This window comes from Paenibacillus sp. 10L310, assembly GCF_056395745.1.
In genome coordinates this window covers 66,300-80,314 of the sequence record NZ_JBFTKC010000007.1, presented here as the reverse complement: position 1 = coordinate 80,314, position 14,015 = coordinate 66,300, and the positions used below count along the sequence as shown (strand labels likewise).

General features: G+C 47.7%; 8 protein-coding genes. 2 read left to right on the top strand and 6 right to left on the bottom strand.

From position 1 onward, the window contains the following. Window positions 1-347 precede the first annotated feature (347 nt). Window positions 348-2,045 (top strand): CPBP family intramembrane glutamic endopeptidase, encoded by a 1,698-nt coding sequence (locus AC1DE7_RS16960; protein WP_477534846.1) that lies wholly within the window; start codon window positions 348-350, stop codon window positions 2,043-2,045. Here the strand turns inward: AC1DE7_RS16960 and uvrC are convergent. Then, window positions 2,014-4,101 carry an excinuclease ABC subunit UvrC gene (gene uvrC, locus AC1DE7_RS16955; RefSeq protein WP_076253248.1) on the bottom strand — a complete coding sequence of 696 codons (2,088 nt, stop codon included), beginning with the start codon at window positions 4,099-4,101 and terminating at the stop codon, window positions 2,014-2,016. The genes AC1DE7_RS16960 and uvrC overlap by 32 nt on opposite strands. A 305-nt stretch (window positions 4,102-4,406) precedes the next feature. After that, window positions 4,407-4,724 carry a thioredoxin gene (trxA, locus tag AC1DE7_RS16950; protein ID WP_017692451.1) on the bottom strand — a complete coding sequence of 106 codons (318 nt, stop codon included), beginning with the start codon at window positions 4,722-4,724 and terminating at the stop codon, window positions 4,407-4,409. 262 nt (window positions 4,725-4,986) lie between these two features. On the opposite strand from trxA, the gene AC1DE7_RS16945 reads away from it, so the two are divergent. After that, window positions 4,987-5,142, top strand: a complete 156-nt coding sequence (locus AC1DE7_RS16945; RefSeq protein ID WP_017692450.1) for a hypothetical protein — start codon at window positions 4,987-4,989, stop codon at window positions 5,140-5,142. Between the two features lie 179 nt (window positions 5,143-5,321). Here AC1DE7_RS16945 and dnaI read toward each other — a convergent pair whose 3' ends face one another. The 4 genes from dnaI to AC1DE7_RS16925 all read right to left on the bottom strand — a co-directional run bounded on the left by dnaI (window position 5,322) and on the right by AC1DE7_RS16925 (window position 13,811). Beyond that, window positions 5,322-6,272 (bottom strand): primosomal protein DnaI, encoded by a 951-nt coding sequence (gene dnaI, locus AC1DE7_RS16940; protein ID WP_036605787.1) that lies wholly within the window; start codon window positions 6,270-6,272, stop codon window positions 5,322-5,324. Between the two features lie 263 nt (window positions 6,273-6,535). After that, complete coding sequence (locus AC1DE7_RS16935; RefSeq protein ID WP_477534845.1) at window positions 6,536-9,319, bottom strand: alpha-mannosidase; 2,784 nt, start codon at window positions 9,317-9,319, stop codon at window positions 6,536-6,538. Beyond that, on the bottom strand, window positions 9,316-12,495 hold the full coding sequence (locus AC1DE7_RS16930) for a beta-galactosidase (protein ID WP_477534844.1): 3,180 nt from the start codon (window positions 12,493-12,495) through the stop codon (window positions 9,316-9,318). The genes AC1DE7_RS16935 and AC1DE7_RS16930 overlap by 4 nt, the downstream gene beginning before the upstream one ends. Beyond that, window positions 12,492-13,811, bottom strand: a complete 1,320-nt coding sequence (locus AC1DE7_RS16925) for a glycoside hydrolase family 125 protein (RefSeq protein WP_076329001.1) — start codon at window positions 13,809-13,811, stop codon at window positions 12,492-12,494. The genes AC1DE7_RS16930 and AC1DE7_RS16925 overlap by 4 nt, the downstream gene beginning before the upstream one ends. Window positions 13,812-14,015: the final 204 nt, after the last annotated feature.

The following is a 14,015-nucleotide window of genomic DNA, read 5'->3' as shown; positions in this document are numbered from 1 at the left end:
TGGGCGAAAGACATGCGAATCATTGCACATTTGTTTCAAAATTATAAGCGCTGCGACGTTTGTAGACAAAACGTTTTTTGTGTAAATCGGATCGAATTCAGCCAAAAAGGGAAGAACTCAGATATGGCGACGGATGGATCAGATTCTTTCGGTCCTTTTCATTCATTTTCAAGGATTTACACCTGTTTTCGTTACATCATTGGCATTCGGTGCTTGGCCTGTGCTATGTTAACTTTAATATCCATATTAGTGCGTGTTCAAAAAGGGCGGTTTTCAGTACCAAGAAGATGGGATGAAGATAGAAACTTTTTGAACTACCTCTATCAATAAAGGAGGAACACCATTACATGAATCCCTTAGGGCAGCCTTTGCTACTCAAGGCTAACTTCAAGCGGCTGGGGTTGCTTGCGGCGATTGGCCTGATTCTATTTTTTGTATTTCAGATCTTTCCTGCTACCTCATCACAAACGACAGAAATTTCGTCTACGTCCTTCATAACCAAGGAGCAGGCGAAGCAATCCGCACGATCATTTGCAGCTTCTGTGAATGACTATACACTGCCAAATGATGATGCAAAAACCCTGGTCACCTACCAGACACATTCGGATATCTACGGGTATATGGCCAAAACCAAACAACTTGATACCTATAACCAGAAATGGGAAACAAGCTATCCTTACGATGTATTCCGCGTTCGTTTGCCTGATCAAGACAAGGGCGGTTATCTTAATGTTGACGTACATATGAAAACAGGAAAAGTCGTCGGCTTCAAACGAGAACTACCTTCTTCACTCTATACCGCCATTGAGGCGGAGCAGGTTAGTGGACGAGTGACCACATCGCAAGTACTTGCTGAAGGCAATATGTCTCTGGACGAGAAACAACAGCTCGCGGCTGGCGTTCTGACCGAATTCGGTTATGAAGTGCCGGTACTTCAACTGGAGACTCGCGATGGTGAAGCGGGACTGAAGTATGTGGATTCTGAAAAAGCCATTGGAGACTCTAAGCTTGAATTGAATTTTACGTTTGAAGAGGGTGCGGTACGATCCTTCGATCCTGGATTCTCTGTCCCTGAATCCCATACCGATTATGTGAAAGATCAAACGCGCCAAGCCAATTGGATGACCTATGGCGGCTATGCATTCCTGACCTTTGTTCTGGGCGTGCTGGCAATCATCTATAGCATTCTGACCCGAGCACATACGTCTTTCAAACGCGGGATCATCCTCTCGCTGGTGTATTTCGCAGCTTCGGTAATTGGTACGCTGAACATGATTCCACTCTTTCAGGCACAAGGGCTCTCCAGCTTCATGTTAGCGTTCCTGATGTTAATGCAGGCGGGAATTACACTGGTCATGAGTGCAACCATCTATCTGTCTCTTGTTGCTGGTGACGGCATGTGGCGCAAAATAGGTCTGAACCCATGGCCTCGTGCCAAAGAACCCGGATATGGAAAATATGTACTTCACAGCATGGTTGCTGGTTACCTGTGGGCATTCATTCTACTGGGTGTGCAATCCATCCTGTTCTTCATTCTGGAGCGAAGCATTGGCACATGGTCAACAACGTCAGCAGATCAATCTACATTTAATATGACCTATGCCTGGCTCTTCCCGATCATGGCCTGGATGGCCGGTATTGGTGAAGAAACTGTTTATCGACTGTTCGGCATTCGCATGATGCAAAAGATTGTGCGTAACACGTTTATTGCCTGTTTGATTCCAACCATCATTTGGGCACTTGGACACACATTGTATCCGATCTATCCAGTAATCACCCGTCCCATTGAGCTGTTGGTGATTGGATTGCTGTTCAGTCTGATCATGCTGCGTCACGGCTTCATTGCCGTTGTATTCGCCCATGTGATCTTCGACAGCTTGTTGATGGGACTCAGCTTGGTCTTTATGGGCGATGCCCTGAATATGACAGCTGGACTCTTCTGGATTGTACTCCCGGCAATTGTTGGATATGTGGTCTACAAATTCAATCCAAAACAAAAAGAGAAGCCGTATGTTACGACTCCTCATCCCGAAGTGCTGCAATAATCTGATTTGCCAGTTTGTCACCAATAGATAGAGGCCGGAAGTCTTCAACGCTGGCCTCTTTTATTTTGCGCAAAGAACCAAAATGCTTCAACAGCAGCTTACGCCGCTTCTCTCCAATACCCGGAATGGCATCCAAACGTGATGTCACCATGGATTTGCCACGCTGTTCCCGGTGGAACGAGATCGCAAAACGGTGGACCTCTTCCTGTATCCGCTGCAACAGGTAGAATTCCTGACTATCCCGTGGCAGGGAGATGACTTCCGGTGGATTACCGATCATCAACTGTGAAGTCTTATGCTTCGCATCCTTCACCAGACCACATACCGGAATAAACAGCCCCAGCTCATTTTCCAAAATATCGACCGCAGCCGAAATCTGTCCTTTACCACCATCGACCACAATCAGGTCAGGCTGGGTCAGGTTTTCTTTTAATACCCGTTCGTAACGGCGACGGATGACCTCTCTCATCGTTTCATAATCATCCGGCCCTTCAACCGAACGGACCTTGTACTTCCGATATTCCTTCTTATCCGGTTTACCATCGGTAAATACGATCATGGCAGATACCGGGTTTGTACCCTGAATGTTCGAGTTATCAAACGCTTCAATACGGTGAAGCTGATCCAGTCCAATAAAACGTCCCAGTCCTTCGGCAGCTTTGGAGGTACGTTCTTCATTTCGCTCAATCAAACGGAACTTCTCTTCCAATGCCACACGTGCGTTGTCCACGGCCATCGTGATCATCTGCCGTTTCAATCCACGTTGCGGAATGAGCACTTTGATCTCCAACCACTCTTGTAAAGCAGCAGCAACCTGAGTTGGGTCTTCCAGTCCTGATGGAAGCTTTTCATTTGAAGCAGTTATATCCGTTATTGGAGCATCCTCTTGCATACTGTCAGGTTGTTCACCTTCTGCCTCAGTGGAACCTCCGTAAGCTGCACGACTCTCAGCAACCAGTGGCTGGGAAGCGTTACTGCGCTCCACTTGTCCCATCTGCTCGAATTCTACCGTAACTGCGGCAGGCACCGATCCCTCAGCATCAGATACTGTATCCAAACTTTCGTTATCCGTTGCAAGATCCTTGGGCATTTCCGGCAACAAAATTTCTTGTGGCAATGCCGGATTATCGCTGTAATACTGTGTTACATAGGACATGAAGTCACTATACGCCTCACCGTAAAACGGGAAGGTTGATACGTGACGTTCAATCATTTTACCCTGACGCATATATAGAATCTGGACACACATCCAGCCTTTATCAATGGCAAAACCAAATACATCACGGTCTCTGGCATCGGCCATCGTAATTTTCTGTTTTTCCATCATCGCATCGATGGCGATCACCTGGTCGCGCAGTTCCTTGGCTCGTTCAAAATAAAGATCTTCCGCGGCCTCCTGCATCTTACGCTGCAAATCCTTCTTGATCTCTTCGTGACCACCGCTCAGAAATGAACCAATCTCTTGGGAAATCTGGTCGTACTGCTCCTTCTCCACTTCCTTCACACAAGGGGCGAGACACTGTCCCATGTGATAGTACAGGCACACTTCTTTGGGCATTACACCACATTTGCGCAGTGGATACATGCGGTCGAGCAGTTTTTTTGTTTGGTGTGCCGCATACGAGTTCGGATAAGGTCCGAAGTATTTGGCTTTATCTTTCAGCACACGCCGGGTTACTTCCAACCGGGGGTGCTTTTCATTGGTAATTTTAAGATATGGGAATGTCTTGTCATCCTTGAGCAACACGTTATACCGCGGCATATGTTTCTTGATCAAGTTACACTCCAGAATGAGTGCTTCCATGTTACTGCCCGTCACGATATATTCGAAATCACGGATTTCGGACACCAGACGCTGCGTCTTTCCGTTATGACTGCCGATAAAATAAGAGCGTACGCGGTTCTTCAGAACTTTAGCCTTACCTACGTAGATAATGGTGCCTTCACTGTTTTTCATCAGGTAACATCCAGACATGTCTGGCAGCAAAGCGAGCTTGTGACGAATCTGCTCCAATGCCTTCTCCTGATCCTGCAAATCATTGATGAATTGGTCCATAATTCGGTGAATCCTCCTTCCCGAAAAAGCTGAAATCCTCACGTTACATGAAATACTCCGACGACAGAATGATCTTTCGATCGCTGTTATCCCCAGATTTTTTCGATTCCCTTTTTTAAAAGGGGAAAATCCGGTGATAAAGGCGAACGCTTCGCTTCTACAGCTCATTTCTGTCCTCTCCGTTAACATGTAAATTTCCAGTTTCATTTAATAAAAAATATATACTTTATATTGTCCTATATAAAGGTATTCGACGCAAAACGCCCCCGGCATGTAAACCGGAGGCGTATGTGTAAGCCTGTAAATTATTGGTGTTTTGCGATAATTCCTTTGAGTGCATCTTTCGAATTCAGACCAACCACTTTATCTACCGGTTGACCGTCTTTGAAGAAGATCAAAGTTGGAATGCTCATTACGCCAAAGCGGGAAGCAGATTCCGGATTTTCATCCACGTTAACTTTAGCAATTTTCACTGCATCGCCAACTTCTGTGGACAGCTCTTCCAGGATTGGAGCGAGCATTTTACAAGGACCACACCAAGGCGCCCAGAAATCAACAAGAACCGTTCCTTCGCCTTCTACTTCAGCGTTGAAGGATTGATCGGATACGTTAACAATAGCCATGAAATTGTCCTCCTTATATATACTTACGGTTTATTTTAACCTGTAACGTCGTGAACGACACTTCCAGTATAACACAGGTACGTCAAACTTGTGAATTGAACGCTGCAATGTTCATCTTCCCAACATCAAATCTTCACAATTACAGGATGTAACATACTAACTGCAAAATCTTTACAAACGCTTTCTTTTCCAAGTATACTAAAATTACTCCGGGTTTCAGCCCCCATACGGGCAAGCTGTTTCCCCATAAGGAGGCAATAACATGGATGCAAATGTGCGGATCAGCGACCCGCGTGAACATGTGAACGAGGAACCCCGCAACGATCTATTTGATCTGATCGCGGGTGTTGCCGGCATGGCCGGTCTGATGACAGTGATCTTTTTCGGTATGGTTATCTTCAAATTCCTCACCGAATAGGATGCTTCCAGGCTCACGCAGGACCAGAAAAGCCCGGTTTTCGCGACAATGCGAAAGCCAGGCTTTTTTTGGGACTACTTTAGCTTTTGATTGCAATCAGCTCAGCTTCTAAATCGTAAGCTCCACCGATAATTTGAAGATTAACCTTGTCCAGAATCATTTCGTTCAATTAGATCGGTTCAACGTTTGCCGCGCTGATTCTCACCCCGAACGGAGATTACATCCACAAATGGACGAATCCGGTCCATGAGACGCTGCCCTTTATTCATTTCCTCGCCGTCCCGATTGGTGAAACTAAGATGTTTCTCCAGCCCATCCAGATTGTAATTGGACGTATAAAACGTTGGTTTGCGATTCATCCGATAGTTCAGAATAGACCCCATCACATGATCCCGAACCCAAGGGTTCAGATTCTCTGCCCCGATATCATCAAAGATGAGCAGATCACAACTTTTCAAAATATCCGTCATTTCCTTCAGCTTCTGCCCTTCACTAATCATGGATTTCAGATCCTCCACAAAGTCAGGCATATAAATAATGACACCCGTGTGGCCTGCAACCGCCAGTTCATGCAACAGGTAACACATCAGAAACGTCTTGCCCGTCCCGAATGTTCCTTCCAGAAACAGTCCTTGCGGAGATAATCCATTCTCCTTGGTCTCGCTAATATAACGAAGCACCTGATTTACTGCCGGAGCACGCATCCGATCCTTGCCCATAATCTCAACGTCGTTGTATCCGGCACTGAGCGCACGCTCGTCCACATAGAAACTGCGAATGCGTTGCTTAATAATATGTTCATTTTGCCGGGCGATATGTTTGGAACAAGGCGCTTTTATATCTATGATTTCGGGTTTACCGTTAAAATGTTCTACTTCCAGTTTGCAAAAGTGGCCCTGAAAATCGTTAGGGCAGTTGTCGAGTCCTGGGCAATTCGCACAGTTCTTAGAGTCTTTGGCGTACTGAAACAGCTTGCTCAGATCGGTCATGAGCTGTGCATCTTGCAGTTCAGGATGACCTGCGCGGAATTCGCGTACGTACGGATTTTCCATCAATTCCGCCGCAATCCGCCGCGATTGCTCACGAAAGGCAGGGTTCAGCTGCTGAAGCAGTCCTCCCAAGGATTCCATGGCTTCAAGCCCCCTTAATGTTTCAATATAGAATGAACAATGAAGTGTACCTGTGACCATCTTGATGGCATAGGAACTTTCGATCATTTGCAATTCTACTGTTCATTCTATAGAAAAACAACCAATAACTCAACTCATAGATCTGGTAAATAGCGTAACCCTTCTGCCACCGTACGTAATGCCTAGTTTATAGTACACTTGCAGTCCTGTACCTTTTAGTGTGTGTTCAAAAGTCTGTTTTTCGACTCTTTAAACAACTTTGATCAGCGGCGCAAGCCGACAGTAACGATCTCGCATGAATCTGTCTGTATGTTCCATTCCTTGGTGGCAAATGATAATGTTGATGCCTCTTCTATGCTGTTAAGATGAAGTATTTCGCCCTCTTCCTCCAGGATGTTGCTTTTGTATGCCGTTTCGAATGGCTGCGGATTCGCTTGTGATGTTGCAAGCTTCAACGTGGCAGAGTCGGTGGTCATATTGAACCAGCGTAACATGACATCGCCGGAATCCTCATTTACCTTGAGTGAAGAAAACGCCAATCCTTCCCCTTGCCATGCAAACGGTGTGTTGTTAGGTGTCAGATAACCCGTGTGTACTTCGGTTTGTGCCAGCGTCCAAGGAACCTGGAACTGATACGCCTCAATATATGCACCTGATGCTGCACCATTTCCATCATGCGGAATGATCTCGATCTGAAATGTATGTTCACCAAGGCATTGTGCTTCCGGTGTCGGGAACAAACCCCAGTCTCCGAGTTCGCCCACAGCACGAAGCAGCGTTACGGCGATGGTGTTACGTCCATCTTGAAGGACTTCATATTCATTCAGACCCAGATTGGCTACGACCAATCCCGCCTCTTTTTCACTCACATCCACAAAATTCTGTTGATGCTGTGTATTGCTTGGATTTTGCCACTCCGGTGCAGGCTTGTTATCACGCGTTGCAATTTCGAACATGGAATCCACATGATGAACAGCAGATACAAGATCGGTTGGGAAAAGAGCACGTACCCGATGATCCTTCGCCTGATTGTTGATGGTTGTTTCCACTTGTACTCCTTTTCCACTACGACTGAGGGATACAACCGTGCGAATCTGGAGCGGAATCATTTTAGTTGAACGCTGGGCTTTGCGATGTGGATAATAAATCAGTTCTCGCTGTTCCTGATCCAGCATCTCATCTGCTGACTCCGGTATTTCCCAATGATGAATCACCTCGAACGAGGCTGAGTATGATGTATCTTCAAGGACCCGAATCTCAGCCTGAAGCGCTTGTGTTGTCAATGCTACTTCATTCTCTGGTTGCTTGAACATATATTCATTACCGATATCACCCACATTTTCGTATACACCAAGGTCCTTGTAAGTCCGGCCTGTTCGTTTGTCTGTGATTGTGAATGAACCGTTGTCTGCAATCGTGACGATCAAATGTTGATTTTCCATGCCACGTTTACCACGCAACAGTGTAGTCGTTTTTAACGGAGTACCACTCTTAGCATCATCCGCAACGTTGACCAATGCATAGGTTCTCAGGCCAAATGCAGCTACATGCACTGCTTCAAAACGAATGCGAACTCGTCGACAGCTATACGGCTGGCGGAAGCGATCATCCGGCAGATCATAGCCAAATTGCAGACCCAGATCCTCCACCGTACATGGAATGGGGTTACCATTTTCATCTACAAGTACGCGGTCTGACAGGTCAACGGCTTTCATCTGCGTCGCCATCTCTTCCAACGTATGTCCATCCCGGAAATACAACCGAGCCGCGTCCAGTTCCATCTGAACTACACCGCTGCGTTCCCAACCCGTTGTATTAAATACCACAACAGGTCGAGCCTGCTCGCCGTAACGCTCAAATATGGAGGTATCGACAGCTGTAGTAATCTGGCTGGTGCTCTCTTCAATTAAAGCCTCTGCTACATGACGGCTCTTATCAAACCGTGTCACCATCTCGCGATGCACCTCATCCACACTGCATCCACAGATGCTGTCATGCGGATGATTTTGCATCAGCGTTTTCCAGGCATACGTCAGTTGATCATGTGGATAGGCATGTCCAAGCAGATAGGCGTAGGATGCCAGGGGTTCAGCCACTTTTTCCAACATGGTCTGGCCCAGCTGGTTCATCTGTTTCAGATACACACGAGCCGAGGCGGTGTTCACCAGGGTTCCCCAGCCATCGGTACGCTGACTGCGCAGTTCGCCTTTGACCGTGGACAGTTCATGTTCAGACGATGCTCTCAAAGCTTCCAGATAATCCGGAAAGTTGGAGTGAATGAACTCGATATCGGGATGTAATTGTTCAGCCATGCGAATCGCTTCTGGCAGATCTCGCTGAATCGGCTGGTGATCACATCCGTTCATGTACAACAACTCATTGGTCGATGCATATTTCTCGGCATCTGCAAGCTTGGTTTCCCAGAACTTGCGGGCCGATTCCTCGTCTACAGGAACTTCATTTCCGTTGGAGTACCAGTTGGCAAACAATACACCGAGCACTTTTGATCCGTCTGGTCCTTCCCACATCAGCTCCGAGAAGCTTGATTCATATCCGGCATCCGATACCGTATTGTTAAATCCCGTCGGCTTCACACCACGTCCAAAAAACACATTATCAATGCCTGATTGCTGCATCAGCTGTGGAGTCTGCCCGACCAATCCAAATGTATCGGGAAAGTAACCAATTTTCGAAGGGGTGCCGTAACGTTTGGCGTCCTTATGTCCAACCTGCATGTTGCGCACATTGGCTTCTCCGCTCGTCAGAAACGCATCCTGCAAAATGTACCATGGTCCAATCACAATCCGCCCATTGCGGATATGTTTCTCCAGTCTTTCCTTCTGCTCCGGTCGAACCTGAAGATAGTCATCGATAATAATCGTTTGTCCATCCAAATAAAAGCTTTTATAGTCCGATCCCTCATCAAGCTGATCCAACAGTGAATCGACGAGCTGAATAAGACGCATATGATGCTTCTCATACGGCAAGTACCATTCCCGATCCCAGTGGGTATGCGAAATAATATGTGCTCTCTTTTTCTTGGTCATCGTGTTATCCCACCTCTTTCATCTTGTTGTACAATCTCAACCTCATCAGGGCGATACACCGCAGTCAGCTTTCCGGAAGCATCCGTGGCAAACAGCACCGAACGGTTTTTCTCCAATTGGAACGAGTACGATACACCTGTACGTTGATCTCTCACGTGAACTTCATGGTTCAAGGCAAATTCCGATACAAATACATACATATTTCCTTTTGGAAAACTCAGCTTCCGTCCATAGATCCCTGCGATATCTCCGCCAGATATCCATTCCAACTCCTGTTCGATGCCCGAAATCTCGGTTGCATAACGATACAATTCAGCAAGTGGCTCGTCCCGTCCATTTAACTCGAGCGGAAGTGGAGTCCAGATTAATTTCCCTTTACCCAAAGGCAGAACGTGTACTTCATCTGCTGTACCATTATCTCCATGAAGCAACGTCTCCTTTGCCACCTCGGCGATACGACGCCGTCCGTAGGTCACCCGGTGATTCACGCCGTTAATATTCAGCAGTTCTTCCCGCTGTACGTTACCCAGACTGCGTTTACCTACGATATGATCGGCCCGGTCAGTTGCCTTCCAGTATGCGTCCAGTCCCAGCGGCCCTGTAATGAGCAGGCTCGTGCCTTCCTTCTCCGCAAACGTGAGCAATTGTTGAAGTGCATCGCTCTCCATATTGTGCGGACTCGGTACGATAATCAGCTTCGGTGGTTGCTGCTCCAACGCTTCCAGATGATATTCGGATAACGCACGGAATGGCAATTTCAGATCATAAGACATCACGCGAGTAAGCTTTGTTGTGGCATCATAGGCGAGGGCACGGTTGGAGAAGTCATTGGAATACGGGAACACCACTGCAATATCCTCCAGATCGCGGTCTTCAAAGAGATCACGAATGCCATCCATGAATCGGCCAAAATCATAAGACACATCCGCCTCGGGTTTCTCCGTACCATCTGCACGAAGGGCCCCAATATGGGACTCATTGGCATTATCCATATAAAAGTTGGTGTTCCAGATCCATTGCACGGCGCCAGCGCCGCCTGTCGAGAAAGCATAGGCGTACTTTCGTTCGAGAATACCACGAAGCTCCTCTTCCGTACGCTTAGCTCGCCCATCGGGGGTTTCCACATACATGATGCCCGTCTCCTGAATGAGATTTGGCTTATGTGGCGTTTTAGCGAAAATGCCATCCCAGATCAGATCATCGTTTAACCACCAGGAGTGCACGGTTGTATAATCCACTTCACGTTCATAGAAGAAAGGCGAAGGACGCTGTGCACCAAGGGCTTCGTCCTGTCCCACAGTGACCAGATGATTCGGTACCAGATCCTTGATCGTACCTACAAGCTCTCTTGCCCAAACATTGTGCATCTCCATAGAGAAGAGACAGTAATCGAGCCAGCGTGTTCCCTTTTTGGCCTTGTGCATGTCCTGTACATCAAAATTAATCTCTTCCGCCTCGGGGATAGTCGCGGCTGCAAAGTTCGGAAGCTGCTTCGGTGACATGTTCCATGCCTCCTGCAACGCTTCAATTGTCTGATGCCGCTGCTCAAGCCAAGTGATATAAGCCTGCTGTTCATATGAATCCCTTGCCGAGCGTGGGCCAGCCGAGAAGATGCGCACCGGATCAAACATCGATGGCTCATTAATCAGATCCCAGTCCACATGGGTTGTATGCGTGTGACGACTGACGATGCTGCGGATAAAACGTTTCTGAGCCTCGACACTCTGCGGGTCCAAATACGGATTCGTGCCTTCCCATGTCTCCGGTGTAAAGGAGAAGAAGGTGAATGTGACCTGTAAGCCGTGGCGTTTTGCCGTTAAAATAAATGCATCAATGGCACGAAGCACATCCTCTGCCATATGTCCGTCCACCTGCATCATGTTGCGATAGGCGGTCCAGATTCCCGTCCGAATCCAGTTGATGCCGGCTTTTGCCATCTGAGCCATGTCTCGATCCCAGACATCCGCATTGGGCAGAAATAAAAATTTCCGTGCCACATCGGAGGTCATGTAGGTCATACCCACAACAGGGAGAGGACGTCCGTCTTTTACAAAATAATCCCTGCTGCAGGTAATCACTTCCCCTTCTGCCAGCAGTGCAGCATCCTGTCCCCAGAAGCCTTGACGCAAGGTCCGAACTTCACCGTCAGGAGCCTGCGCGTGGCATATGATCCGATACAGCCCACTTTCAATGGAAACCGGGAGAAGTATGCGTTCAAACCGCTGCTCACCGGAAAGTTCCATCTCCAGTCGATGGCTCCATACCTTCTCCGTCGTGCCACTTGTGCGATCTTCATGCTCGACCGTTATGTCAAACGTCCACAGCTCGGATTCGGTAAGTCTATTGCCTGCTCGCTGTAAAATCTGACCTTGAAGTGTGAGTACAGCCCGCTCATCTGGCTCATACGAAGCATAATTCGTTTTGAGGGATAACTCAGTTACACCTTGCGCACAGAATAGCGCCCATTTCACAATCTCGGCAGCGCCATCCTGCGTCCAGAATGAGGTGGTCAGCGGCAGATGTACAAACATCCAGCGTGAACCTACGAAAGTCCCGCGCGAGTTTTCCCACAGAACGACCGGAGCGGCGACACTGCGCCCGTCTTTACTCATGCCACGAAGCAATGGATAAATCTGCGTACTCATCGGTCCTGATGACCCCATCTGGTGGGGCAGATCACTTGTTTTGGTTGTATGTGGAACCAAATTCCATGTATCTGCCTTCTCAAACAGCCCCTCTTTCCCAGGGAGAAGCGGGATCTGTTCGGATGAAGTGTACGATTGCACATTGGCAGAAGATACGTTCAGTGCCTCATGAATATAGAGTTCCTGATGATACGCGGTCTGCTCGGACTCTACAACCCATGCCCCATTTTCATATCGAACCGGACGTTTGAAGGGTGCGCCCCCCACACTGATCAGGCTTCCGCCCTGATGCAAGTAAGCGGCAATCTCCGTCCAGGCGGACTTTGGAAAATAGGGTGCATGCAGATTGACCAGACATCCTTCACCTGCTGTGGTCTTCAAAGCCTCTGCGAGTTCTTCGGCGTTTACAACGGTGATCTCTTCGACTGCTTTCCATGTATTCAGAGCCTCATGACTTGGAGAAGCACCTTCCATCGGAAACGCAGGATCAGCGAAGATAATCAGCTTTTTATCATTAGGTTGGATACTCATAACAGGCCATCCTTCATCGATCTGTAGACCAACTGGGAGAACAGGCTGTTGGACCATGCAAACCATTTTCGTGTAAAAATCGTTGGATCATCGGCGTGGAAGCCTTCATGCATATAACCTGTATCTGCATCTGTCGCTTCGAGCATGCGAATAATCTCCAGTTTCTCCTCGGCAGACTGCGCAGTCAGTCCTTGCATGGACAATCCCATATGCCAGATGTAATCTGGTGGGGTGTGCGGACTTCCGATCCCTTTGGCAACCTTGCCTTCATAATAGAACGGGTTCTCTTTGCTCAGGGCAAAACGGCGCGTATTCTGGTAGATCGGATCATCCGCTGTGACGTAACCCAGATATGGGATGGACATGAGTCCCGGTGTACCCGCATCGTCCATGAGACAGTGGTTGCCATAACCGTCCGTCTCGTACGCATAGATCGGTCCAAATTCCGGATGACGATAAATACCATACAACTGAATGCCGTGATCCACGTCCTGCTCCAGATCCTTCAATTCCTGCAAAAGTTCCATATCCCGGAACACCCACTCGGCAAACTCCTGCATCTGGCGCAGAGCTACAACCGCGAACATGTTGCCAGGGATATTGTAGTGGAAATCACACGCATCATCACTGGAACGGAAACCGGACCAGATCATCCCCGTGTAGTTGACTGGCATACCTTTTCCGTGATTGCGCAGGGAATCTGTTGGGATGCCGTTATTACGAGTAAAGCGATATGGAGATTGTTCCATGTGATGCTGTTCGACTTTGAACAGGTCCACGATTTTACGCATCGCTGCCTTGAAGCTTGAATCAAAAATGTCGGTCAGCTCGGTTTCCTTCCAATATAAATACGCCAAACGTACAACAAAACATAATGAGTCAATCTCAAATTTGCGTTCCCACACCCAAGGCGACATCTCTGTTTCGTCCGTGGTGTTCCAATGCCAGTCGTTAGCAGTCTCATTGAAGGCATTGGCATATGGATCGATGTGAACATACTGGATATGACGTTTGATCAGCCCGCCAATAATGCGTTGCAGGTCCTCGTCTTCTTTTGCAAACGGAATGTAATGTACCACCTGCTCCACGGAATCACGCAGCCAGGAAGCCGGAATATCCCCTGTGATAACAAAAGTCGTACCGTCCTCCATCAACTTGGTTGTTGTTTCGATAGTGTTAGGGAAGCAGTTTTTGAATAATTGAAGCAGTTTTGGTCGGTGAGCCAGTTTCTGTTCTGCTTCTTCGAGCACGGCCTGAATGGATTGTGGCAAAGCAACAGGTGGCATGGGTATTTTGGGTAATCTGAACTGTTCCATGGATGAGTGCAACTCCTTAAACAAATTGAATGGTATAGCTATACAGGATGAAACAAAAAATTTACACGGGACCACTGCGCGGTCAGAAAGATCCTCCGATCGCTGTTATCCCCAGATTTTTTTGATTCCCTTTTCTAAAGGGTAAAATCTGGGGATAAAGGCGAACGCTTCGCTTCTTCGAATTCTTTCTGTCCTCTCCGTTAT

Bases quoted from the DNA above. Each gene is read 5' to 3' on its own strand.
- AC1DE7_RS16930 (WP_477534844.1), bottom strand. From the start codon at position 12,495: ATGAGTATCCAACCTAATGATAAAAAGCTGATTATCTTCGCTGATCCT.
- AC1DE7_RS16935 (WP_477534845.1), bottom strand. From the start codon at position 9,319: ATGACCAAGAAAAAGAGAGCACATATTATTTCGCATACCCACTGGGAT.
- AC1DE7_RS16925 (WP_076329001.1), bottom strand. From the start codon at position 13,811: ATGGAACAGTTCAGATTACCCAAAATACCCATGCCACCTGTTGCTTTG.
- trxA (WP_017692451.1), bottom strand. From the start codon at position 4,724: ATGGCTATTGTTAACGTATCCGATCAATCCTTCAACGCTGAAGTAGAA.
- AC1DE7_RS16945 (WP_017692450.1), top strand. From the start codon at position 4,987: ATGGATGCAAATGTGCGGATCAGCGACCCGCGTGAACATGTGAACGAG.
- AC1DE7_RS16960 (WP_477534846.1), top strand. From the start codon at position 348: ATGAATCCCTTAGGGCAGCCTTTGCTACTCAAGGCTAACTTCAAGCGG.
- uvrC (WP_076253248.1), bottom strand. From the start codon at position 4,101: ATGGACCAATTCATCAATGATTTGCAGGATCAGGAGAAGGCATTGGAG.
- dnaI (WP_036605787.1), bottom strand. From the start codon at position 6,272: ATGGAATCCTTGGGAGGACTGCTTCAGCAGCTGAACCCTGCCTTTCGT.